Genomic DNA, 22649 nt, shown 5'->3' on the forward strand with positions numbered 1-22649 from the left:
AATGTGTGGAATAGTGGGATTTATTAAGAATAATGTTAAATTTAACGAAGAGAATTTGAATGAAATGCTGGATAAAATTCGACATAGAGGACCTGATAATTTAAGTACTTACGTACAGGACAATGTTTATTTTGGTCATGCAAGATTATCCATCATTGATTTATCAGACAGTAGTAACCAACCAATGTTATATAAACATTATTCAATTATATTTAATGGTGAAATTTATAATTATGTGGAATTGCGAATGGAACTAGAAGAACTAGGACATCGTTTTGAAACAAATGGAGATACAGAAGTATTACTACATGCATATGAACAATGGGGGATAGAATGCCAAAATAAATTCAGAGGAATGTGGGCGTTTGTTTTATATGATAAAAGGGAAAATATCATATTTGGTTCAAGAGATAGATTTGGTATTAAGCCATTGTACTATTTGCATACAAAGGATGCTTTTGCTTTTGCTTCAGAGATAAAGCCGTTGTTGACATTACAAAGCATACCAAGCCCTAATATGGCAATAGTATCTTCCTATCTTGTTACAAACTTAATTAATTTTGATAAACAAACTTTCTTTAATGATATATATCAATTAGAGGGAGGTACTTATTTTTTTATGGATTTAAAGGAGAAAAAAATAAATTTTGAAAGATATTATGATTTATCAAAGGTGATTAAAAATAAAGAGACCAATATAACAGTTGACTTTGAAGAAGTGTTGGATACTTCTTTCAAAATTCATACAAGAAGTGATGTTTTGTTAGGTTCTTGTTTATCAGGAGGATTAGATTCTTCCACAGTTACTGCAAAAGTTTCAGAGTTGATGAAGGAAGGCAATTTGAAATCAATTACGGCAAAATCTATTTCTCCTGAAACAGATGAATCTCACTTTGCAAAGGTTGTCGCTGACCACTTACAATTAGATTGGCATATAGTTGAACCAGGTTATGAGTATTTTAAGAATAATATTGAAGAATGTTTATACTATCAAGAAGAACCAGTTAGTGGACCCTCTATTTTTATGCAGTATACAGTGATGCAAAAAGCTAAAGAATTGGGAGTAAAAGTAATGATGGATGGCCAAGGGGGAGATGAAACATTATTAGGATATGAAAGATACTATTCTTGGATGCTTTCAGATTTGTTACGTAATAAACAATATGGTCTGTTCTTAAAAGAATACAAACGAATTACAAAACACTCTAAACTAACTGGCATTACACTAATGAAACAATATATGTATTTTAATAATTTTAAGTTGCGTGTTAAATATTTGAAGAAGCGGCAACGATTACTAAAGGGAGAATATATGAATCTAGCTATTTCAAACTTAGCCAATTTAGGATATGCAACTAAAAGTCTTGAAGAAATGCAAATTTTAGAACTAACAAAAACCAATCTGCCAAATTTGTTGAAAAATGAGGATAGGAATTCTATGCTTGCTTCAATTGAAGCAAGGGTTCCATTTGTAGATCACGAAGTTATTGAAAAAGCCTTACAACTTCCTTTAAATAAAAAAATTAATAATGGCTACACAAAATATTGTTTAAGGGAATATGTAAGTGAAATTTTACCAGACACAATTAGCTGGAGGAAAGATAAGAAAGGCTTTGAAGCACCCACTGATATTTGGATTAAAAACCATCGCAAAATTATAGAAGATTATATTCAGCATTCAAAATTAATAAAAGAATTATATATTTCTCTACCTAAATTTGAACAGCTATCCTATAAAGAATCTTGGAAATTATATAATCTAGCTTTATGGGAAAAACAGTATTTTTCTTGATGAAACTGAGATATTTACAAAAGTAACTGTATATTGAATAAACTTAAAAAGTCGGTAATGGTATAAACAGAAATATATTTAGGGGGAAAGATGAGAAAATAAATATTAATAAGTATAGTGGTACTATTAGTATTTACAATATCCTTAGAAATAAGCTATTTGACATTTGTAATCCTGTATATGCCTATGAAAAATTCTATTTAGATTATAATATAACAAAGTTGATGTTATATTATATTTATTAATAACTTTTCTACTTGTTAACTTGTAAAGTCCATGAATATAATTATTATACAAAACTAATTGAACTAGTTGGTTCAATTAACGATAGTATGCCTGATTTTGTTGTTCAACGCTGTATGGAAATTTTAAACGAACAAGGCAAGGTGCTAAAGTTAAGGGACGCCAATTCAAAGGATATCTATAACAAAGAGCTGATCCTGAATCAAAAGGCATGATTGAAAATGTCGTAAAGTATATTAAAGGAAACTTCGCAGATAGCCGAATCTTCAAAGATATTGAGGATTGGAATGACAGAACATGGAGTTAGCTCAAAAGAACTGGTAATCAAAATGTGCATCATACAACAAAAAAGAGACCGAAAGAAGTGTTTCCCCTTGAAAAGCAACACTTACTATCAGTCTCACCTATACTTTCAGAAGAAAGTACGCCTACACATAGTTTAACAAGAAATGTAGGGAAAGACAATACGATTCGTTATGTATCCAATCATTACTCAGTACCTGTCAGTACGCATAATGCATTATCAAATAACGAAGTAAGCATAATCATTAAGGACAAAAATTTGGTTAACTCTCATCCAATTGGGACAATTATAGCAGAATACCCTATCAGTAATAAAAAAGGTAAATTGATTCAAAATCGAAATCATTTACGTGATCATTCCAAACAAATTGAAAAATTGAAAGCAAGTCTGCTTATTAACCATATATTAGGTATAAAACCACCAGTTTTATAAGATGAATACCGTCTTTAGAACATCTATTAATGGATTGAAATAGGCGTGATCAAATTTCAAAGAGAACATATAGCCTGAAATTCTATTTATTTTGACTAACATTGAGTGACTCAAGTTAAAATAATAGTGTTGAAAAGCGTGTATCTATACAGAGAATCAACAAAATTGTAGTGATTGTTTGTAAAATAAAGGTTAATCAACACGCCTGAATTGCAAGTTCAAGTTCTCTCGTACTTTCGAATGAACAAGCAACACCTTATATAAAGAGAATTTTGAATCGTTATCCTCGCTGTTGTCGTGACTAATTAATGATGATTTTACTAAAGGTAGCTGAGGAATATCCAACCTACTTAGAGACAGCTTTATAACGCAAATGATTTTCGTGATGTCGTTGTTTATTTAGTGAAAGGGGAATTAGATTCATCGGTGGAGATTTACAGTAGTTTTCCTGAAAAATACCACAGATAGCCATTTCTATGCGGTCACTGGACACTTATACAACAATTTTAGGAGGCACTACAAATGAATAAAACCATAACAGAATTACAACAAGAATTTCGCCAGTTAAGATTGGACGAAACAGCAGAAGAGCTACTGAAGCTCCTTCGACAAGCAAAGTAGTCTAGTTGGACTTATCAAGAGTTCTTAGAGCAGTTAACAGCTTTTGAACTGAAAAAGCATGGAATAAAAAGGGCTTAACACCAAAATTTGTTCTTGCTAAAAAAGAATACAAAAAAACATCTGTATCTGCTAGAGTTGGGCATACGACCAAACAACGTAGCGAGGTATACAGATGTACAATCATTTTATCAAGGATTTATGGGATTTACCAGAACTAAAAATTATCGTAACCACTAAAATCAATCATCAGATTTTCATTGATGTTATGTCAATTAAATCTATACAGGCCTGTCCAATTTGTGCATTTGAAAATACGACTCGTCGCGGAACCGGCTATGTTTGAAAAGTGCGTCATCTCGAAGTGTTTGGTTGCCCTGTTTACTTGAACTTACCTGCCATTCGTATGACATGTACGGCTTGTTTTGCATATTTTGTGTAGGCAGATGAGTGTGTGGCACCGAAAAAACGATATACAAAGGCATTTGAAGCCACGCTGCTGAAGCAGGCAGTCAGCGCTACAATCACGCATACATCATGTGTGGTAAACACACCTGCTACAACCGTTGCATGCATTGTCCTTTTATGGGAAATGAAGGAAGCGATACGTGTCCAAAAAAACTTTTTAGAAAAAAGCATTGGCGTGTCACAATCTCGTGCTAGCATTGATGATTTTGCCATTCGTAAAGGGCATACTTATAACACAGGTCTCCATGATTTACATAGCGGCACAGTTTTTGCTATTATTCCTGGATGAAGAATCGAGGAATAACACGCCTTTTCCATACGTAAACTACTCTTTGTGCGCTGAAGCTAGTCGCGATTGTCATGGATTTGGCAAAGGCATATCATGCGTTCGCGAAAATGATGTATCCTGCAGCGATTCGTATTGCCGAACGTTATCATGTCAATCGTTACGTAACTGAAGCGCTTCAAGCAGTACAAAAATTCGTTCAAAAGCAGCTAGCACCGTTTTCCAAAAAGGATCTTAAGCAATACTTACGAATTCTTGGAAAACGACGTGATCAATTGAAGAATGATGAAAAAATAGCCTGCACCGACTGCTTCAATACGCCGAAATTCTGCATCAAGTCTACAGTTGGAAAGAAGCCTTTATCAAAAGGTATGACTGTAGGTCCACGTATAAACTGGCGAAAAAAGGCTTTGGACGTTGACTAGCACAAGGTACTACCATCAAGCATCCAGCCGTGGAATCTTGTCTGTTAACGATGCGCAATTGGTAAGAAGAAATCTGTAATTATCATCAATTACGCTTTACGAATGCGGCAGTAGAAGGGAAAAATAATCTCATTCAAAGCGCAGCAAAGAAGCCATTTTTTTATGCGAACTTCGCAGCACTATAAAGAGACAATTTTACTAGAATGCAGTACCGAATGGATTCAGTATGGCTCTTAGTCAAGCATATGTTTTGGTGAAGAGCCATAAAAAGTATTGAAAAAAGATTGAAGTATGCTCGCTTTCCTTATCTGAAATCACTTTCAGAGTTTGACCTTGAGGCACAGCAATCATTAATGAAAAGGCAGTTAACGCAATTAGAGGAATTACAGTGACCTGAGCCACATTACAACTTAGCGCTCAAGGTAGGTAAAACATTTCTGGCTGTAGGACTTGGTTTAGAGGTCATTTATAAGGAATTTTATGTTTTATTTGTGACGATGGGAGGGCTACTTCACCTTCTTAAAACGTGAGAATATACACATAAATCTCAAATGCAAATGAATCGTATTCAAAGCGCAGATTTGGTCATTATTGATGATTTGATGTATATGGCAATGGATCAACGCGAAGCCAATTTATTTTTTCAGCTCATCAATCATTTATACGAAAAAAGCTCAATTATTTTAACATCGAATAAAAGTCCTGAGCAATAGAGTGAATTGATGGGCAATCAAGGTATTACAACGGCAATTTTAGACCGTTTACTACATCGGGTGGAAGTTGTGCAGGTGGATGGCGATAGCTATCGCATGAAAAACCGCCAGTAGCTTTTCGAAGCGAAAATGTAAAAGGTATCTTGGCGTTAAATGTAAAAAACTGCTTGATGGTTACAAACTTATAAATCATATGAAATTATCAATATAGAATCTAAAGAAATATATATTTAGATAATACTCCTACAAAATTAAGCTGAAGGCTATTTTACTTTCTAAATTGTAATGAGCTAAATAAAAAATGTTTGTTCTAATAAAAACACAATTCAGTTATAAAAATTTAGCAATTAAAGTTATGGGAGATATATATTTTTAACAAGAAAATATTCTATAATTCTGGGAGGGAATGAACATTTATCTTAATTTACTTAATAAATACTTTGTTATTGTTTCAATAATGATTTATAAATTATTAATAGAGTTATTATATATATATTATATTTATCCAAAATATGAGTATATGGGTTTTAGTTTGGAAATTAACGGTTATAAAATGTTTTTATCTTGGATTTTATTGACTTTATTGATTTTGTATATACCTAAATTAAAAAATACACCATCAACTTTAGTGGTATTATTAGTTATATTAATAATGATCATTCCGTTATCAAGTTTCTATTGGTTACAGAATCAATCTACAGCCTTTTTTGTAGCATGTATCACGTCTATTGGGGTAACTATAATATTAACAAAATATATACCAAGTATTAGGTTTGAGAAAATTCAGTTGTCGCCAAAATACTTTTATTTTGTTAGTTATACTTTTAGTCTATTTGTTCTGGGGGTAATTATATATTTTAATGGAAAACCTAGTTTAACCGCAGTAAATTTTAACAATGTTTACACAGTGCGAGGACAGTTTAATTATGGATTTGGATTGATGCCATATTTACTAAATTGGCAGGCTTTGGTTTTGAACCCATTACTTTTTTTGCTTTTTTTGAAAAATAGAAAATACTCAAGAGTATTTGTGTTTGCGGTATTGCAGTTTATAATTTATTTATATACAGGTCATAAATCTTATCTTTTTTTAATAATCATAGCCCCCTTTATAATGTATTTCCTGAAGTTTAAAAGAATTACAATTTATATAATTTGGAGTTTTATTTTAGGAGGAATTATAAGTTGGGTAAGCTATCTAGTGCTATCTAACTTATGGCCTATGGCTTTATATGTACATAGATTATTATACTTGCCTGCTCAAATTAGCTATCAGTTTTTTGAATATTTTTCTGAAAATGGCTATGTAATGTTATCTCATTCTGTTTTTGGAAGTTTATTTTCTGCTCCAGTATATGATAAACATCCAATTTTAATAATAGGGGAAATATATCATGGTAATAACTGGCCTAATACAGGGTACCTTGCTGACGCATTTATGAATTTTGGGTATATCGGGATGCTAATATTCTCAATAATATTTGCATTACTCCTTAAAATATTAGATAGCTTTTCCTATAATAAGGGGAAAGATGTAATAACAGCAATGTCAATTTTATATGTGATTTATTTTATTAGTAGTGCCCTACTTACTACATTAATGAATGGAGGACTCTTATTCTTATTTTTCTTGCTTATATTAATTCCTGAACAAGAATTAGAAACTTCAAAATTAGATACCATATTTGAACGGAGGAATATATAGAATTTCCAGATGTAAATACATTTAGGTTAAGTAAAGAGATGTACTAAGAGAAGAGGAATTAAGAAGAGAATAGTGAGGAAATTACAATGAAGATATGTCATTTAACATCTGTACACCAAGTTGATGACACTAGAATATTTATAAAAGAATGTAGCTCTTTAGCAGAATTTGGACATGAAGTTTATTTAGTTGCACCAAACACAGTCAATACAAGGAAAAATAATGTGACAATAATTGGGATACAAAGAGAGAATAAAGGACGAATTAATCGTATTATTGATACTACAAAAAAAGTTTATGAGCAAGCTCTTTTAATAGATGCTGATATATACCATTTCCATGATCCAGAGTTAATACCTGTTGGAATCAAGTTGTCTAAAAAAGGAAAGAAAGTTATATATGATGTACATGAAGATGTTCCAAGAGATATTCTATCAAAGGACTGGATACCTAAAATCTTTAGAAAGTTCATATCTTTTATATTTGAACAGTATGAAAAAAGAGTAGCGAGGAAATTCAATGCTATAGTTACAGCCACCCCTTTTATCAATGAACGGTTTAAGAAAATCAATACAAACACATATAACATTAATAATTATCCACTTTTAGATGAACTAGTGAGTGTTGGAAATTTAGTGAGTACAGAAAAGGAGTATATTGGCTATGTTGGTGGGCTGTCCAGTATAAGAGGAATTAATGAAATTGTAGAAGCTGCCCAGGATATTTTATGTAAAGTAGCATTTGTTGGTCCTTTAGATGAACAACTAAAACAAAAAGTGGCGAATTCAAAAAATGTTGAATACTTTGGTGTGCTAAATAGGGAAGAGGTTCGTGATTTTTTAGCGAAATGTAGTGCTGGACTTGTTACCTTTCTACCAGAACCTAATCATATCAATGCACAACCAAATAAAATGTTTGAATATATGTCAGCGGGGATTCCTGTTATTTCTTCTAATTTTCCCTTGTGGAAAAATATAATTGAAAGTAACAACTGCGGTATATGTGTTGACCCTACAAATCCTGACGAGATTGCTGAGGCTATTAATTGGATATATAATAATCCAGATGAAGCTAATAATATGGGGAAAAATGGTCGTTCAGCAGTTGAACAAAAATATAATTGGAAAGTTGAGGAAAAGAAACTTATAAACCTTTATCAAAAATTAAGCCAATGAATGATAACTGAACTTGATAAAGTTATGTCATCTTCCTAATTTATTTTAAGGGGTAATGTTAAACAATTAGATGCTGAAGTGGTGAGACTAGGCCGTGTAGTTCACGATATTGGTGTTGCAAATGGCTCTGATGCGATTCATATTGTGTTACAAGTTACGGGCGTAGATGATGAAGTCATCATGACAGCCTTTACCTTTTTTGCTACAGCTGGGGCTATTGCAAGTGCAAATACTAAACCAGTTTACGTAGATATTAATCCAGTAACATTCAATAAAGAAATATTGCAAAAGGAGAATGTATATGTGTGGCATAGCAGGGGTAATTACAAAGGAGAATAATTCTGTGGATTTGCTATATAGAGCTCATGCTATCCAATCTCACAGAGGACCAGATAATCAATCTGAAAGAGTATTTAAATTAAATGATTGGCAAATAGGGATAGCACATCAACGTCTGGCTGTTATTGATTTACAGGATATTAGTAATCAACCTATGCATTATCAGGACAGAGGGAGTATTGTTTTTAATGGTGAAATATATAACTATTTAGAAATTAAAGATGAATTGATAGACTGTGGTTTTTCTTTTGAAACAGACTCAGACACAGAGGTGTTGTTAGTAGGACTACATTACTATGGTCTCGAAGAAATGTTGAGAAAGTTGAATGGGATGTGGGCTTTTTGTTGGTATGATAAAGAAAATAATAAAGTAATTTTATGTCGAGACAGATTTGGCATTAAACCATTAAACTATTATATAGAAGGTGATACTTTATATTTTGCTTCAGAAGTAAAAACAATTTTAGAAATGAGTAATACTACTTTTGAGTTGAATGAGCAAAAAATAGGTGAGTATTTATCGCAATCTTTATTGGCTACTGATGAAAATACCTTTTTTAAACAAATCAAGCGATTACCGTTAGGAACTTATGCAGAATTTGATGGAAGTCTCCCCAATATTAACTTCAGAATAAAAAAATATTGGGATATTAATATAACAGAACAAAAAGTAGAAAGTGAAGAAGAGTTAGTTAAAGAAATTAGAGAATTATTTGAAGATGCTGTTAATATTTGTTTAAGAAGTGATGTGCCTGTAGGGGTTTTATTATCAGGGGGAATAGATTCGTCAGCAATAACTGCAATGATGAACAAAGGATTAAAGGAAAATGAGAATCTACATATTTTTTCTGCAGTTAGCGATGATAAAAGGTTTGATGAATCGTATTTTATAGATTCAGTAGCGAATCATATTCAAAAGCCTGTTCACAAGGTTAACTTAGATTTTGGACCTGATGAGGCCATGAAATTACTAGATAGGGTTAATTGGTATAATGATGAGCCAGTCGGTTCATTTTCTAATGTAAGTCATTATTTATTGATGGAAAAGGCTAAAGAATTAGGGATCACAGTTATCTTAAGTGGCCAAGGTGCAGATGAAATACTGTGTGGGTATAAAAAGTTTTTAGGTTTTTATCTACAACAGTTAGTATATCAAAAAAAATATGCAAAAGCATTTCAAGTATATAGAGAATTTAAAAAGAATAAAACAGTTATCAATCAATTTAATTTAAAAGAAGCTAAGAGGTATTTACCAAAGAGATTTAAACCAAAGGAAATAAATATACTAGGAGAGAGAGTATTAAAAAAATATCAGCCGATTTCTGTAGGAATTGGAAAAGAATATGATGTTCAGAAAAGGCAAGTATTGGATGTAGAGAAATTTTCTGTACCAGTAATTACTCAATACGAAGATAGAATGTCTATGGTATTTGCTAGAGAAATAAGAGTACCTTTTTTAGACTATCGTTTAGTGGAGAGGTTTATTTCATTACCGACAGAATATAAATTAAGAAATGGTTGGACAAAGTATATCTTCAGGAAGTCTATTGAAGACGTATTGCCTAAGGAGGTTGTTTGGAGAAAAGATAAGCAAGGCTTTGTAAACCCACAGGGAGAATGGCTGAAACATGAATTAAAAGACACAGTATTAAAGTATTTTGAAAAGGATAATCTGATGTTTAAAATGGGGTTAGTTAATCATACGGCCTTAAAACTAAAATATGAGAAATATTGTAATCAACCTGTTGATAAAGGAGAAATCTGGTTTAAAGATATATTTGCTCCTTTAGCCCTTGAAAGTTGGCTAAGACAATATCAAACATATATAAAAATCTAAGAGATTTATTTAGGACGTGTCTAAAAATTCTATCTTATTGAGTTAATCCGAAGAGGGAAGCGATATAAACGAATGTTAAGAAAGAAGTCGTAAGTTTGTCATAACGGGTTGCCACTCGATGGAAATGTTTTATTTTATTGAAAAAACACTCAACTAAGTGACGTTCTTTATAAAGATACCAGTCAACAGACCACGTTTTTTAGCATTCACACGTGGCGGAATAACGTAGCTTGCCCCTTGACTTGTTAGGTAATCACGAATTTCTTGTGATCCGTAAGCTTTATCACCAAGGACATGGCTTCCCTCTAATGAAATGTTTGCTAATAGCCCAAGGGCAGGTTGACTATCATGGACGTACCCCCCTGTTAATTGGAACAACAATGGATTACCGAGTGCATCGACAACCGTATAGATTTTCGCCACGACTCATACCAATATGTTGGGCAAATTCGTGATTTAGTGTATTTTTTTGCACCAGTGATGTGTTGATGTGCTTGAATACTTGTCGAATCAATACTGAGGTGTTCAAAGTCAGCTTCTAGTTGAAGGGATTGAAAAATGCGTACTAAGGTGCCATCATTTCGCCATTTGCAAAAGCGAGCATAAGCTGTTTTCCAAAATCCATAGCATTCAGGTAAATCACGCCCAGGTGCACCACTTCTGTCAATCCATAACATCGCATTGAACATTTTGCGGTTACTTCGTTTAGAAGGGCTACCTGTTGTATAAGCTGAAAATAGATGTTGAATTTGTTCCCATTGTTCATCGGATAATTCGTAGCGACTTGGAGCCATTTCTGCACCTTATTTTCTTGTTTTATCCATTCTATCAAAACTAGCATATAGTTTTTAGACACACCCTAGTTATTTCTCATTTGAGAACAGAGTATGGATATCCAAGCGAAGCATTTCATTTAACCTCATTTGAGGGGTTAAATATCAAGTTGTGTATTATTTAGAATGAGTATGCTTCGTGACGTTGGTTTCATGATGAATTTAAAAGTGTGAAAGAAAAATCGAATATAAATTAAAATGACTAGCCAAAGATTTAGTTATGACTGAACTATAACTGATGATGAACTTTTTCGGTTGCTGTAAGAGCCATTTTCATAGTTAACAACCCAAAATCAACCTGATACAACCTAATCTAAGTGAATTTAATGTAATTAGAGGGATATTTGTGAATGAAAGGAGATTTTCTGACTTGAAGGGTTGAATATTTAAAAAAAATGTATAAAGAGCCTATATGGTGGGTATAAATTTATGGATACGGTTAATAAGAAGGAGAAAACAGCAGATCTTGTATATGTGGATAGTTAACATGCTGCACATTTTTAACAAATATAATGATGGCTATTAAGGATAAAGAGAGATAAGAGTTTTATTAAACAATTTAGAGCAACTAGAGGTTCAATTTTATGAAAAGATTCTTCATAAACAAGATGAAATTTATCTTGTTACTAACTTTATAGATGGTTCTAATAAAGTATATCATTATGATTACGATTCAAATAAAGGAACAGTGTATGGGTCGTATTTATTATCTGATAATATGATGATTGAATGGCTAACTTTTTAAATATTGAACGAGTTAGTCAAGTATTTAAAGAGATGGAAAAATAATTTCCTATAGATAAGGTAATATATGAACAATATTATTTGAGTAAAACCATTTATGAGAGAAATCTGTTAGTAACCAAGTCGAATTCATACTATGTCAATTAGAACAGTTACTTTTTCAGCAACCTTTATTAAAAAAATGGAGGAATATTAATATGAAAATCCCAATGTTAGATTTAGCAGAGCAATATCAAACAATTAAAGAGGATGTACTAATAGAATTTGATAAGGTGATGTCATCTTCTCAATTTATTTTAGGAAGCAATGTAAAGCAATTGGAGGCTGATGTTGCAAAGCTAAGCAATGTAAAACATGGCATTGGAGTAGCAAATGGCTCTGATGCAATTCATATTGCATTACAAGCAGCTGGTGTAGGAGAAGGAGATGAAGTGATTACAACTGCATTTACTTTCTTTGCTACAGGAGGAGCTATTGCACGTGCAAATGCTAAACCTATTTATGTAGATATTGACCCAATCACATTCAATATTGATCCATTGAAAGTTGAAGAAGCAATTACTGAAAAAACAAAAGCTATTATTGCTGTTCACTTATATGGACAAATGGTTGATATGGAAAGTTTACGTGCTATTGCAATCAAGTATAATTTAGTTTTAATTGAAGATGCTGCACAAGCAATTGGTGCAAAACAAAATGGACAACCTGTTGGAGAGTTAGGTATAGCAGCTACGTATAGCTTTTTCCCAACAAAAAATTTAGGTGCATACGGCGATGCAGGTATGCTTGTTACAAACAATGATGAGCTTGCTGAAAATGCACGTATTATTCGTGTACATGGTAGTAAGCCAAAATACTATCACCAAGTGTTAGGTTATAATAGTCGTTTAGATGAATTACAAGCGGCTATTTTAAATGTAAAACTGTTGCATTTAGAGAAATGGACAGAACAAAGAAGAGCACATGCGGCTTACTATACAGAACAAATTCAAGAGAAAGCTGGAAAATATGTAACGACACCAACAGAAGCTGTAGGCTTTTATCATGTATATCATCAGTACACATTACGTGTAGAACGTCGAGACGAGCTTCAAATATATTTAAAAGAGCAAGGTGTTGCTACAATGATTTATTATCCAATACCATTGCATTTACAACCTGTATTCGCTTATTTAGGATATAAGGAAGGCGATTTACCTATAACTGAGCAAGCGACAAAAGAAGTTTTATCATTACCAATGTTCCCAGAATTGAAAAAAGAGCAGCAAGATTACATTATTGCGAAAATTGGAGAGTTTTACACATGAAAAAAATATTAACCATTGCAGGTACAAGGCCTCAACTTATTAAGATAGCAGCTGTTTCACGTGTATTACGTGAATCTTTTCAAGAAATTTTAGTGAACACGGGACAACATTATGATTATAATATGGCCGGTATCTTTTTCGATGAATTAAATATACCTAAACCAGACTATGATTTAGGCATTGGTTCAGATTCGCATGGTCTTCAAACAGGGAGGATGCTAATTGCTGTTGAAGAAGTAGTTGATAAAGAACGGCCAGATGCGATTTTAGTATACGGTGATACGAATTCAACATTAGCTGGTGCAATTGTAGCAAGTAAGCGTCATATACCTTTAATTCATATCGAAGCAGGTCTTCGAAGCTATAATAAATTAATGCCTGAAGAACTTAATCGTGTAATGACTGACCATGTCTCAAATATTTTATTTACACCTACGGAAACAGCGGTTCTAAACCTTCAAAAAGAGGGAATTGAAGAAAGTGTTCATACAGTTGGAGATGTTATGTACGATGCTGTTTTGTATAATATGAAATTGGCTGAACAGAAATATAAATTAGAAGATTTAAGTTTAGAGGAAAAAGCATATTATTTAGGGACAATTCATAGAGCAGAAAATACTGACTCTAAGGAACAGTTGACAGCTATTTTACAAGCTTTTAGTGAGGTAGGAGAAAAGGTATACTTACCTTTACATCCACGTACTAAGCAAAAAATCAAAGACTATGGTTTAGAGTTGCTATTAAGTGACTCAGATAATATTCAAATCGTAGAGCCTGTTTCTTATTTGGAAATGCTTTTATTAGAAAAAAATGCGAAGGCTATTGTGACTGATTCAGGTGGGGTGCAAAAGGAAGCCTATTTCATGAAAGTACCTTGTGTAACATTGAGACCTCAAACAGAATGGACAGAAACGGTTGAATATGGTTGGAATCAATTAGTAAACCCATTAACTGCAGATTTAGGGATTATATTACAAACGATTCAATTAGGACAACCAATTGATAATTTATATGGCACTGGAGATGCCGCAATTAAAATTACAAATATTTTAAAAGAAATGATAAAATAATAAAAAGCCAGTCTATTTATAGACTGGCTTTTTATGAAGGAGTGGTTATATGTTGACAACAGGACAAAATATAGTAATCGGTGAAAATGTAAACTTTGGTGAGAACGTAATCATTGGAAATAATGTTGTTATTTATGAGGGTACAACGATAGGAAACAATGTTATTATTCAAGATAATGCTGTAATTGGTAAGCAACCAACTCGTGCGAAGGCTTCTATATTACCAGAGGTTAACAAGTTATCACCTACACAAATTGGTAATGGAGTGACAGTAGGGACATCAGCTATTATTTATGCAAATGCAACGATTGCAGATGATGTGTTTGTTGCTGATTTAGCAACAGTGCGAGAACGAGTAACAATTGGAGAAAAAACAATTATAGGTCGAGGTGTGGCTGTAGAAAATGATTGTACAGTGGGGAGCTACTGTAAATTGGAAACAAATTGTTATATTACGGCGTATTCAGAGCTAGCTGACTATGTATTTATTGCACCATGTGTTGTTACAACGAATGATAACTATATGGCACGTGGCAAAGAACGCTTTGATAAATTCAAAGGTGTGACAGTTAAAAAAGGTGGAAGAATAGGAGCAAATTCTATAATTTTACCTGGTAAAGTGATTCATGAAGAAGGAGCAGTCGCTGCTGGTAGTCTAGTTTCAAAAGATGTAGAAAGTGAAAGTTTAGTAATGGGGAGTCCAGCAAAAAAATATAAACAAGTCGATGAGAATCAATTATTAAGAAATCAATAGGTGAAAGTATGAATATATGGATTTTTAATCATTATGCAGTAGGATCTAACTCAAGCGGTTTTACGAGGCATTATGACTTCGCAAAACAATTAATTAAAAAAGGAATAAAAGTTACTATTTTTGCAGCATCTTTTAATTATCAAACAAAGAAAGAAAAAATTTTATATGATAAATCATGGTATAAAATAGAGAACGTAAATGGAGTCAGATTTGTCTGGATAAAAACACTTCCATATACTAAAAATAATTATAAAAGGGTAATTAATATGTTTGAGTATTCCATTAAAGCATATTTCTTGAAAAATAAACTAAAAGATACGCCAACACATGTGATAGGATCTTTGATGCATCCTTTTGCAGCAATTACGGGGGCATTAGTGTCTAAAAAAAAGAAAGCAAAATTCCTATTTGAAGAGAGAGACCTATGGCCACAATCAATGATTGATTTAGGTGGTGCTTCAGAAAAAGGTTTAAAGGTAAAGATTTTAAGAAAAATAGAGAATTGGTTAATTAATTCATCTGATTATATCATTTTATTGTTTGATAAAGCTAAAAAATATATGTTAGAAAAAGGTGTACTTAATGAAAGAATAATTGTGTTATCAAACGGTGTAGATTTAGAAAATTTTAATAATAATATATCAAATCAATTACCTGACTATATAAGACATGTCTTGGATTTGCATAAAGGAAAACTTTTAGTAGTGTATACTGGAGCTCATGGAATGGCGAATAACCTAGATTTGATCCTGGATGCAGCTAAAGAAATTTCACAGGAAAGTATACATTTCATTTTACTAGGTGACGGTGTCCATAAAGAGAATTTAAAAAGGAGGAAAGAAAATGAAGGGATTACAAATGTAACATTTTTAGATTCGATAGAAAAGGAACTTATTCCGCCATTTCTTAAGCAAGTACATGTAGGTTTATTACCTTTGCATAATTCACCAGTATTTAATTGGGGTATTAGTCCCAATAAAATGTATGATTATATGGCAGCAAAGCTACCCGTATTGATTATTACAGATATTGAGAAAGATGCATTAAATAAATCTAATCCTAGTATATTGATTAATGAAAATCAAAAGGAAAATTTAATTAAAGAATTACTAATATTAAATGCAGATAGAACTCGTATAGACAATTTAGGTAAAAAAGGATATGAGTATGTGAATACAGAATGTTCATGGGAATATTTAGCAAATGAGTTTTTCCATAAAATAAGTAAAGATAATTATTAGTTAGGAGTAGAGAGATTATGAACGTTGTAATTACTGGTATAACAGGCTATATTTCTAAGTCTTTATGTTCCTATTTGGAAAAGTATAATGAAAAAATAAATGTATCTGTAATATCTGTTAGAGGTAATTTAAATATCCCTGCTGAAACTGATATTATTATTCATGCAGCTGCTCTTGTTCATAAAAAGGAATCTCTTCAAAATGAAGAAGAATATTTTAAAGTGAATACAGATTTGACTTATGAACTAGCATTAAAGTCTAGAAATACTGGTGTGAAGCAATTTATTTTTCTTAGTACAATGGCGATATATGGAGATATATGTGGGGCCATTGGAAAGTGTACTCAAATAAAGCCTGTCACTTTTTATGGGAAAAGCAAATTAGCTGCCGAAGAAAGCTTACAAGCTTTACAAGATGAACATTTCAAAGTAGCAATTGTTAGACCACCTATGATTTATGGTCCTGCTTGTCCAGGAAACTATAAAATGTTAAGTAAATTAAGTTGTAAATCACCTATTTTTCCCAAAATAGAAAATAAGCGAAGTATGCTTTTTATCGACAATTTATGCGAATTTATATTACAACTCATTCAAAATAAAGAATCAGGCATTTTTCATCCTCAAGACCCGCAATATATTACAACAAGTATTATCGTGAAGGAGATTGCGAAAGCAAATAAGAAATCTGTCTATTTGAGTAAACTAGCAGGTAAATTATTGAATATATTTATTGGGAATACAGCAATCTATCAAAAAGTATTTGGAGATTTATATTATGAAGAATCAGTATCTTTATACAAAGATAATTCATATCAAAAGTTTAACCTACAACAATCAATTACAGTAACGGAGAGAAAACAATGAAAAGACTAATAGATATTATATTAGGTTTAATAGCGATTATTGTTTTTGCTATACCGATGCTAATTGTAAGTATTGCGATTAAGGTGAATTCTCAGGGACCAATATTATTCAAACAAAAGCGTATTGGCAAAGATGGTAGTCATTTTGAAATTTATAAATTTCGTTCAATGTATATGGAGACACCAAATGTTTCTACTGAAGCATTAGGTGATCCAACAGCTTATATTACGTCTGTAGGTAAGTTTATTCGTAAAACAAGCTTAGATGAAATGCCACAACTGTTCAATATTTTGAAGGGTGATATGGCAGTTGTTGGCCCAAGACCAGCTTTATATAATCAATATGAACTTATTGCCATGAGAGACGAAGCAGGTATTAATCGAGTACGTCCAGGACTAACAGGTTATGCACAAGTAATGGGGCGTGATTTAATTTCTGATGAGAAGAAAGTTGAATATGACAAATATTATGTAGATAACTATAGTATTTTATTTGATTTGAAAATTCTATTAATGACAGTGTATAGTGTAGCGAAAGCAGACGGTGTAAAAATGAAATAAGTATTGTCAATTGAGTTAATCTCATATTTTCAATTTCTCTCGTATTAAAGGTTCCAAAAATAATAAAAAACGAGTACCATCCCAAATCCGGTATAATGGTAATGACTGAATTAAACCATACTGAATGGGGTAAAATACCTTATAGCTATGTAAAATAAATAGGCCTATTTTATATCCAAGAATTATTGGAAATAGAAGATTCTGACCGTTTTAATACGATTTTTGCTGCTATTTTCAAAAAGAAGTTACGTGATGTACTATGTGAATATAATTATAATGCGATGATTCAGTCAATCATTATTCGTATTGTAGATCTCATTCTACTAAATTAAAGATTTAATCAACCTTTTGGTTCATGATCCTTTAATTTACTTAAGTTGGGGTTATCTTGTTTCTAATGTTGTGTCCTTTGAAGCATCTTATTCTCATATGATTAACATTATTAGTCAATAGGATGTACTTGATCGGATACAAGATGTAGTGATACAAATAGTCATGATATATAAATTGAACTTTAGAATCTAACACAAAGACGATCGATTATTCCTTGTTTATTTTTGTTCTGGCAGTGAATAAATTGGCGAACCGCAAGTTTAATTTGCGGCGTACTTGGAAAAAAGACGTTATTAATGACACTGTCTTTTAACCATTTCCATAAACCTTCAATTAAATTCAATTGCGGGCTATAGGGCGGTAAAAAGACGAGGTGCAATCGATTTTTATGCGCCTTTAAGAACGGTTGGATCAACTTTGCGTGGTGAATGCGTGGGTTGTCTAGCACCATCGCAATTTTCCCATGTGGGTAATGCATGAGGACTTTTTCTAAAAAACGTAAGAAGACTTCTGCATCGTATTTTTCTTCTTCGACGCAGAAAATTTCACCTGTTTCGTAGTTCAAGGTACCGATTAACTTAACCCCTTGATGCTTGCCATACGTAGGAATTTGACGTTGCTTACCTTTTGGAAACCACGACTTTTGAATCGCTTGATAATCGCGAATCATGGACTCATCTTGAAAGAGAATATGATGGATTTCTTTATAAAACAGCTTTTTTTAAAGCAGGAAACGTTTCCTCTTTGAAAGTCTTTTGTTTTTCAAGGTCCGCCTTCGCCAACGTATATGTAGGACGTGTGTGACTAAATTGCATGCGTTCCAATAATTTAGACATCCCCCGTAAAGAATAGGAAACAGCCCATTCCCGTTCAACTAGTGATACAAGCAAGGCTAAGGTCCAGTTCATATACGGCGCGAATCCTACATCGGCAGGGATTTTTGTTGTGATAATTTCAGCCAGTTTAGCTCGTTGTTCAACTGTTAAACGATTCGGTCTACCTGTGGAGATGCCCATACGTAAGCCAGTAATGCCTTCTTTTTTATAGGCTTTAATCTATTCACCAACAGTCGCTCGATTGCGTTGAATAATCGAGGCAATTTCAATGTTGTTTTTTCCTTCAAGATGTAAAAGTACAGACTGATAACGTTCAAATAATCGCTTATCTTTTGTTTGTCGCATCGCATATCGAAGTTCTTCTAGTTGTTCATTGCGTGTCATGTCAGATCATCCTTTCGAAAGTGGGTTTGTTTCCTATACCCGCTTTGAAAGAGATAGAAGCTTTAATTCAATTTATATAATGAAAAGAGGAGTCATTTATTTAGTGAAATATTTACAATTAGATGAGTGATGACAAATTGCTGCTTAAGGGATCGCTTTTCCTTAACCAGGTACTTGCTGGTTTCCATCCTCATTCATGGGATCAAACCGTTCGCAAACTAAGGAGCCATGGTTGAATATATACATGTATTCTTTGTCATCCACTATATGTTTTCAAACTGGTTACAGTCACGTTTTTTGTTATAGTGATGATGATCTTCTTCCATAAACACACAATGTAAATGAAATTTCACTTCTGCCTACTCCCAACAGGCGGTGTCCCAATAGAGACCATCAAAAAATATATTGAAAATCAAGGTCAAAAGTGAGGTGAATTGATATGACCAAACAAAACAAAGCTTTCAAATTTCGTTTGTTGCCAAACCAAGAACAATCCGTCTTATTAGCTAAGACATTTGGTTGTGTTCGCTTTGTCTATAATAAGATGTTAGCTGAACGCAAAGAAATGTATGAAAAGTTCAAGGATGAGAAAGAAGCACTTAAAAAGCAAAAGTTTCCGACTCCTGCAAAGTATAAAGGTGAATTTCCATTCCTCAAAGAAGTGGATTCACTAGCTTTAGCGAACGCACAACTGAACTTACAGACGGCTTATAAGAACTTTTTTGAAGGACATGCTGAATTTCCAAAGTTCAAAAACCGTAAAACAAAACAATCCTATACAACTAACTTCGTCAATGGAAACATCGAATTGAAAGATGGTCATATCAAGTTACCAAAACTGAAACTTGTGAAAATCAAACAGCATAGAGAAATTCCTAAGAATTACAAACTAAAATCATGTACAATCTCAAGAACAAGCTCAGGAAAATATCATGTTTCTGTCCTAACAGAATACAAAAAAGACATACAGCCTAAAAAAATAGAAAATGTCGTTGGGCTGGATTTTGCTATGGCTGAATTTTACGTGAGTAGTGAGAATGAGAAAGCCAATTATCCTCGGTACTATCGTGTCATGTCAAAAAAATTAGCAAAAGCACAACGTATTCTATCGAAACGCAAGAAAGGTTCTGCACGTTGGAACGAGCAACGACGAGTAGTGGCTAAGTTACATGAGAAAGTGGCGAACCAACGCATGAATTTCCTTCACCATAAGTCAAAAGAGTTAGCTTCTAATTTTGATGCTGTTGTGATGGAGGACTTGAACATGAAAGGAATGTCTCAAGCCCTTCACTTTGGAAAAAGTGTTCACGACAACGGTTGGGGAATGTTCACTACTTTCCTAGCGTATAAGCTAAAGGAACAAGGGGAACAACTTGTGAAAATTGATAAGTGGTTCCCTTCCACTAAAAAGTGTTCTTGTTGTGGTGCAGAAAAACCGATGAAACTATCTGAACGCACCTACCATTGTTCCTGCGGCTATGTGGCAGATCGAGACTATAATGCAGCAATCAATATCAAAAACGAAGGTATACGCCTATTAGCGTTAGTATAGAAATAAAAACTCTTGGAACAAGAGGGTTAGCTCGGTCAGTTTTCGTTGGCTAGTAAAAGCAACGATAAGTCGAGAAGCCCCCACTTCAAGCGACTCGCAAGGGCGGTAAGTGGTGGGAGTAGTTCACTCTATGGCGATCAACTACATATTTGGGGTTTTTAATTTTTCAAGATCCATACTAAATTTATGGATTGCCTTATCATTCGTATTTAATAATAGTAAAATTAATTCTTTATTTTCATCCGTGCATGGTAAAAACTGTAGACTATGCTGTATAACATCAAATACTACGCTACTTAAAACATATAGATCCATTTCTTTTTCAGCAGATTTTTTTCCAGAACGACTTCGTATAGAAATGTTTTGATCGTCGTCTACGTGATAATAATTAACGATTTCTGAAAGGTTTAAATGAACCTCATTAGAATATAGTCCATATAATTTTCCGTATGCTGGATTTAGCTCTTTTAAATATTTTATACAATCTGTAACCTTTTGACGTTTTACTTCGTCCTCATCTTTCGCTTGTAATAAAAAGCAAGCCCAAGACAATTGCTCATATATCACTCGATAAATTGAGGATACCTCAATATAATAGCCAAACTTCAACATAATAACGGCACTCTCAAACGATGCAATAAGCCGTGAAAGACAGCCTAAAAATAAATAGTGCCATGATGGGAGTTTTTCATTTTTTATTAATTCTACAAAGGTTTTAATTGTTAACGTAACTATATCCACACACTTATCTTTGTTTAAATGTAAGCGTCAAATACTACACACCTTCTAATAATTGTCGTGTTTTGTGATAATCACAATAACATCAATTGTTAGTAAGCGTCAAATACTACACACCTTCTAATAATTGTCGTGTTTTGTGATAATCACAATAACATCAATTGTTAGGGGGTTTTTTATGTCACTGGACGAACGAAAACAAATGTGGCAACAACGAATTGAAGATTATAGATCAAGTGGTGAGCCAAGTGTTAAAGCCTGGTGTCAATTAAATGTAAGCGTCAAATACTACACACCTTCGTAAGCGTCAAATACTACACACCTTCTAATAATTGTCGTGTTTTGTGATAATCACAATAACATCAATTGTTAGGGGGCTTTTTATGTCACTGGACGAACGAAAACAAATGTGGCAACAACGAATTGAAGATTATAGATCAAGTGGTGAGCCAAGTGTTAAAGCCTGGTGTCAATTAAATCAAGTGGGTCTGCAAAGCATGTACCAATGGATGAGAAGATTACAACTAGAAGCAACTCACGTCGCTCCAACTTCAACATCTACACAATGGGTTACCTTTACATCATCCAACGGTTTGGATAAAACTACAACTCCGTTGATTGTAAAAATAGGAGATGTTTCAATTGAAATTTCAGAAGGATTCGATCGAGTACTGTTTACAGAAGTGCTTCAGATTCTTCAAGTTCATGTTCAATAAAACACCAATTCAGCAAGTATACTTAGCTTGTGGTTCAACAGATCTTCGTAAGTCCGTTGATGGACTAGCTGCAATTGTTCAACTAAGCTTTCAATTGGATCCCTTCTCTTCTAATTTATATGTTTTTTGTAATCGCAAACGAGATAAATTGAAAATTCTCCATTGGGATTATAATGGTTTCTGGTTATATTATCGTAGACTTGAAAAGGGAGTTTTCCAATGGCCAGATGAACGAACAGCTAGTCCACTACCTATCCATCATCGCCAATTAAATTGGTTACTAGATGGTCTACCATTCGAGCAAAAACATGCTCATCAACAAGTTTCCGCAACAAGTAGTATTTAAGAAAAGGAATTCGACACTTTCTGTCGAAATTCTTT

Annotated in this window: 18 protein-coding genes and 5 pseudogenes; 20 read left to right on the plus strand and 3 right to left on the minus strand. The window is 33.0% G+C overall.

What is annotated here, in order from left to right:
- The first annotated feature begins 1 nt into the window (after nucleotide 1).
- The 10 genes and pseudogenes from asnB (MHB44_RS03640) (at nucleotide 2) to asnB (MHB44_RS03685) (ending at nucleotide 10337) form a co-directional block, all read left to right on the plus strand.
- Nucleotides 2-1792, plus strand: a complete 1791-nt coding sequence (gene asnB, locus MHB44_RS03640) for an asparagine synthase (glutamine-hydrolyzing) (protein WP_341301626.1) — start codon at nucleotides 2-4, stop codon at nucleotides 1790-1792.
- 260 nt (nucleotides 1793-2052) lie between these two features.
- Nucleotides 2053-2187 (plus strand): annotated as a pseudogene (locus MHB44_RS03645) (UDP-N-acetyl-D-glucosamine dehydrogenase); the annotation flags it as partial.
- Nucleotides 2188-2195: 8 nt separating this feature from the next.
- Nucleotides 2196-2720 (plus strand): annotated as a pseudogene (locus tag MHB44_RS03650) (IS21 family transposase); the annotation flags it as partial.
- Between the two features lie 1123 nt (nucleotides 2721-3843).
- A complete protein-coding gene (locus MHB44_RS03655; protein ID WP_341301627.1) occupies nucleotides 3844-4146 on the plus strand; it encodes a hypothetical protein in 303 nt (100 codons plus the stop codon).
- 71 nt (nucleotides 4147-4217) lie between these two features.
- Nucleotides 4218-4568 (plus strand): transposase, encoded by a 351-nt coding sequence (locus MHB44_RS03660; protein WP_341301628.1) that lies wholly within the window; start codon nucleotides 4218-4220, stop codon nucleotides 4566-4568.
- A 266-nt stretch (nucleotides 4569-4834) separates the two neighbouring features.
- Nucleotides 4835-5395: pseudogene (locus MHB44_RS03665) on the plus strand (ATP-binding protein); the annotation flags it as partial.
- 292 nt (nucleotides 5396-5687) lie between these two features.
- Complete coding sequence (locus tag MHB44_RS03670; protein WP_341301629.1) at nucleotides 5688-6986, plus strand: O-antigen polymerase; 1299 nt, start codon at nucleotides 5688-5690, stop codon at nucleotides 6984-6986.
- 86 nt (nucleotides 6987-7072) lie between these two features.
- Nucleotides 7073-8161, plus strand: coding sequence for a glycosyltransferase family 4 protein (locus MHB44_RS03675; RefSeq protein ID WP_341301630.1), 1089 nt, complete (start codon nucleotides 7073-7075; stop codon nucleotides 8159-8161).
- 42 nt (nucleotides 8162-8203) lie between these two features.
- Nucleotides 8204-8500 carry a DegT/DnrJ/EryC1/StrS family aminotransferase gene (locus MHB44_RS03680; protein WP_341302916.1) on the plus strand — a complete coding sequence of 99 codons (297 nt, stop codon included), beginning with the start codon at nucleotides 8204-8206 and terminating at the stop codon, nucleotides 8498-8500.
- Nucleotides 8501-8504: 4 nt separating this feature from the next.
- Nucleotides 8505-10337, plus strand: coding sequence for an asparagine synthase (glutamine-hydrolyzing) (asnB, locus tag MHB44_RS03685; RefSeq protein ID WP_341301631.1), 1833 nt, complete (start codon nucleotides 8505-8507; stop codon nucleotides 10335-10337).
- 34 nt (nucleotides 10338-10371) lie between these two features.
- On the opposite strand, the pseudogene MHB44_RS03690 reads toward asnB (MHB44_RS03685), so the two are convergent.
- Nucleotides 10372-11131 (minus strand): annotated as a pseudogene (locus tag MHB44_RS03690) (IS5 family transposase).
- Nucleotides 11132-12111: 980 nt separating this feature from the next.
- Here MHB44_RS03690 and MHB44_RS03695 point away from each other — a divergent pair.
- From MHB44_RS03695 to MHB44_RS03720, 6 genes are read left to right on the plus strand one after another with little or no spacing between them, the layout of a single operon-like run.
- Nucleotides 12112-13221 carry a DegT/DnrJ/EryC1/StrS family aminotransferase gene (locus MHB44_RS03695; protein ID WP_341301632.1) on the plus strand — a complete coding sequence of 370 codons (1110 nt, stop codon included), beginning with the start codon at nucleotides 12112-12114 and terminating at the stop codon, nucleotides 13219-13221.
- The gene (wecB, locus tag MHB44_RS03700) at nucleotides 13218-14291 is read left to right on the plus strand and encodes a UDP-N-acetylglucosamine 2-epimerase (non-hydrolyzing) (protein WP_341301633.1); all 1074 of its coding nucleotides are present in this window, start codon (nucleotides 13218-13220) and stop codon (nucleotides 14289-14291) included. The genes MHB44_RS03695 and wecB overlap by 4 nt, the downstream gene beginning before the upstream one ends.
- Before the next feature lie 49 nt (nucleotides 14292-14340).
- Entirely contained in the window at nucleotides 14341-15045 is a 705-nt protein-coding gene (locus MHB44_RS03705) for an N-acetyltransferase (RefSeq protein WP_341301634.1), read from the plus strand.
- Nucleotides 15046-15053: 8 nt separating this feature from the next.
- Nucleotides 15054-16286 carry a glycosyltransferase family 4 protein gene (locus tag MHB44_RS03710; protein WP_341301635.1) on the plus strand — a complete coding sequence of 411 codons (1233 nt, stop codon included), beginning with the start codon at nucleotides 15054-15056 and terminating at the stop codon, nucleotides 16284-16286.
- 17 nt (nucleotides 16287-16303) lie between these two features.
- Nucleotides 16304-17149, plus strand: a complete 846-nt coding sequence (locus MHB44_RS03715; RefSeq protein ID WP_341301636.1) for an NAD-dependent epimerase/dehydratase family protein — start codon at nucleotides 16304-16306, stop codon at nucleotides 17147-17149.
- A complete protein-coding gene (locus tag MHB44_RS03720; RefSeq protein WP_341301637.1) occupies nucleotides 17146-17709 on the plus strand; it encodes a sugar transferase in 564 nt (187 codons plus the stop codon). The genes MHB44_RS03715 and MHB44_RS03720 overlap by 4 nt, the downstream gene beginning before the upstream one ends.
- A gap of 514 nt (nucleotides 17710-18223) precedes the next feature.
- On the opposite strand, the pseudogene MHB44_RS03725 reads toward MHB44_RS03720, so the two are convergent.
- Nucleotides 18224-19262 (minus strand): annotated as a pseudogene (locus tag MHB44_RS03725) (IS630 family transposase).
- Nucleotides 19263-19701: 439 nt separating this feature from the next.
- Here MHB44_RS03725 and MHB44_RS03730 point away from each other — a divergent pair.
- Nucleotides 19702-20814: an RNA-guided endonuclease TnpB family protein gene (locus tag MHB44_RS03730; protein WP_341301638.1), complete on the plus strand. Its 1113-nt coding sequence runs from the start codon at nucleotides 19702-19704 to the stop codon at nucleotides 20812-20814.
- A gap of 141 nt (nucleotides 20815-20955) precedes the next feature.
- Here the strand turns inward: MHB44_RS03730 and MHB44_RS03735 are convergent, their stop codons facing one another.
- Nucleotides 20956-21555 (minus strand): DUF5677 domain-containing protein, encoded by a 600-nt coding sequence (locus MHB44_RS03735; protein WP_341301639.1) that lies wholly within the window; start codon nucleotides 21553-21555, stop codon nucleotides 20956-20958.
- 175 nt (nucleotides 21556-21730) lie between these two features.
- On the opposite strand from MHB44_RS03735, the gene MHB44_RS03740 reads away from it, so the two are divergent.
- The 3 genes from MHB44_RS03740 (at nucleotide 21731) to tnpB (ending at nucleotide 22614) form a co-directional block, all read left to right on the plus strand.
- Nucleotides 21731-21856 carry a hypothetical protein gene (locus tag MHB44_RS03740; protein ID WP_341301640.1) on the plus strand — a complete coding sequence of 42 codons (126 nt, stop codon included), beginning with the start codon at nucleotides 21731-21733 and terminating at the stop codon, nucleotides 21854-21856.
- 79 nt (nucleotides 21857-21935) lie between these two features.
- Nucleotides 21936-22268: a hypothetical protein gene (locus MHB44_RS03745; protein ID WP_341300287.1), complete on the plus strand. Its 333-nt coding sequence runs from the start codon at nucleotides 21936-21938 to the stop codon at nucleotides 22266-22268.
- Nucleotides 22258-22614 carry an IS66 family insertion sequence element accessory protein TnpB gene (gene tnpB / locus MHB44_RS03750; protein ID WP_341300286.1) on the plus strand — a complete coding sequence of 119 codons (357 nt, stop codon included), beginning with the start codon at nucleotides 22258-22260 and terminating at the stop codon, nucleotides 22612-22614. Before MHB44_RS03745 ends, tnpB begins: the two co-directional genes overlap by 11 nt.
- Nucleotides 22615-22649: the final 35 nt, after the last annotated feature.

The organism is Lysinibacillus sp. FSL H8-0500 (assembly GCF_038051955.1).
In the GTDB taxonomy this organism is placed as follows: Bacteria; Bacillota; Bacilli; order Bacillales_A; family Planococcaceae; genus Lysinibacillus; species Lysinibacillus macroides.

Coding starts and splice junctions, on each gene's coding strand:
- MHB44_RS03740 (WP_341301640.1), top strand. CDS start 21,731: ATGTCACTGGACGAACGAAAACAAATGTGGCAACAACGAATTGAAGAT.
- MHB44_RS03705 (WP_341301634.1), top strand. CDS start 14,341: ATGTTGACAACAGGACAAAATATAGTAATCGGTGAAAATGTAAACTTT.
- MHB44_RS03675 (WP_341301630.1), top strand. CDS start 7,073: ATGAAGATATGTCATTTAACATCTGTACACCAAGTTGATGACACTAGA.
- tnpB (WP_341300286.1), top strand. CDS start 22,258: ATGTTCAATAAAACACCAATTCAGCAAGTATACTTAGCTTGTGGTTCA.
- MHB44_RS03670 (WP_341301629.1), top strand. CDS start 5,688: ATGAACATTTATCTTAATTTACTTAATAAATACTTTGTTATTGTTTCA.
- MHB44_RS03695 (WP_341301632.1), top strand. CDS start 12,112: ATGAAAATCCCAATGTTAGATTTAGCAGAGCAATATCAAACAATTAAA.
- wecB (WP_341301633.1), top strand. CDS start 13,218: ATGAAAAAAATATTAACCATTGCAGGTACAAGGCCTCAACTTATTAAG.
- MHB44_RS03745 (WP_341300287.1), top strand. CDS start 21,936: ATGTCACTGGACGAACGAAAACAAATGTGGCAACAACGAATTGAAGAT.
- MHB44_RS03660 (WP_341301628.1), top strand. CDS start 4,218: ATGGATTTGGCAAAGGCATATCATGCGTTCGCGAAAATGATGTATCCT.
- MHB44_RS03710 (WP_341301635.1), top strand. CDS start 15,054: ATGAATATATGGATTTTTAATCATTATGCAGTAGGATCTAACTCAAGC.
- MHB44_RS03720 (WP_341301637.1), top strand. CDS start 17,146: ATGAAAAGACTAATAGATATTATATTAGGTTTAATAGCGATTATTGTT.
- asnB (WP_341301626.1), top strand. CDS start 2: ATGTGTGGAATAGTGGGATTTATTAAGAATAATGTTAAATTTAACGAA.
- MHB44_RS03715 (WP_341301636.1), top strand. CDS start 16,304: ATGAACGTTGTAATTACTGGTATAACAGGCTATATTTCTAAGTCTTTA.
- MHB44_RS03730 (WP_341301638.1), top strand. CDS start 19,702: ATGACCAAACAAAACAAAGCTTTCAAATTTCGTTTGTTGCCAAACCAA.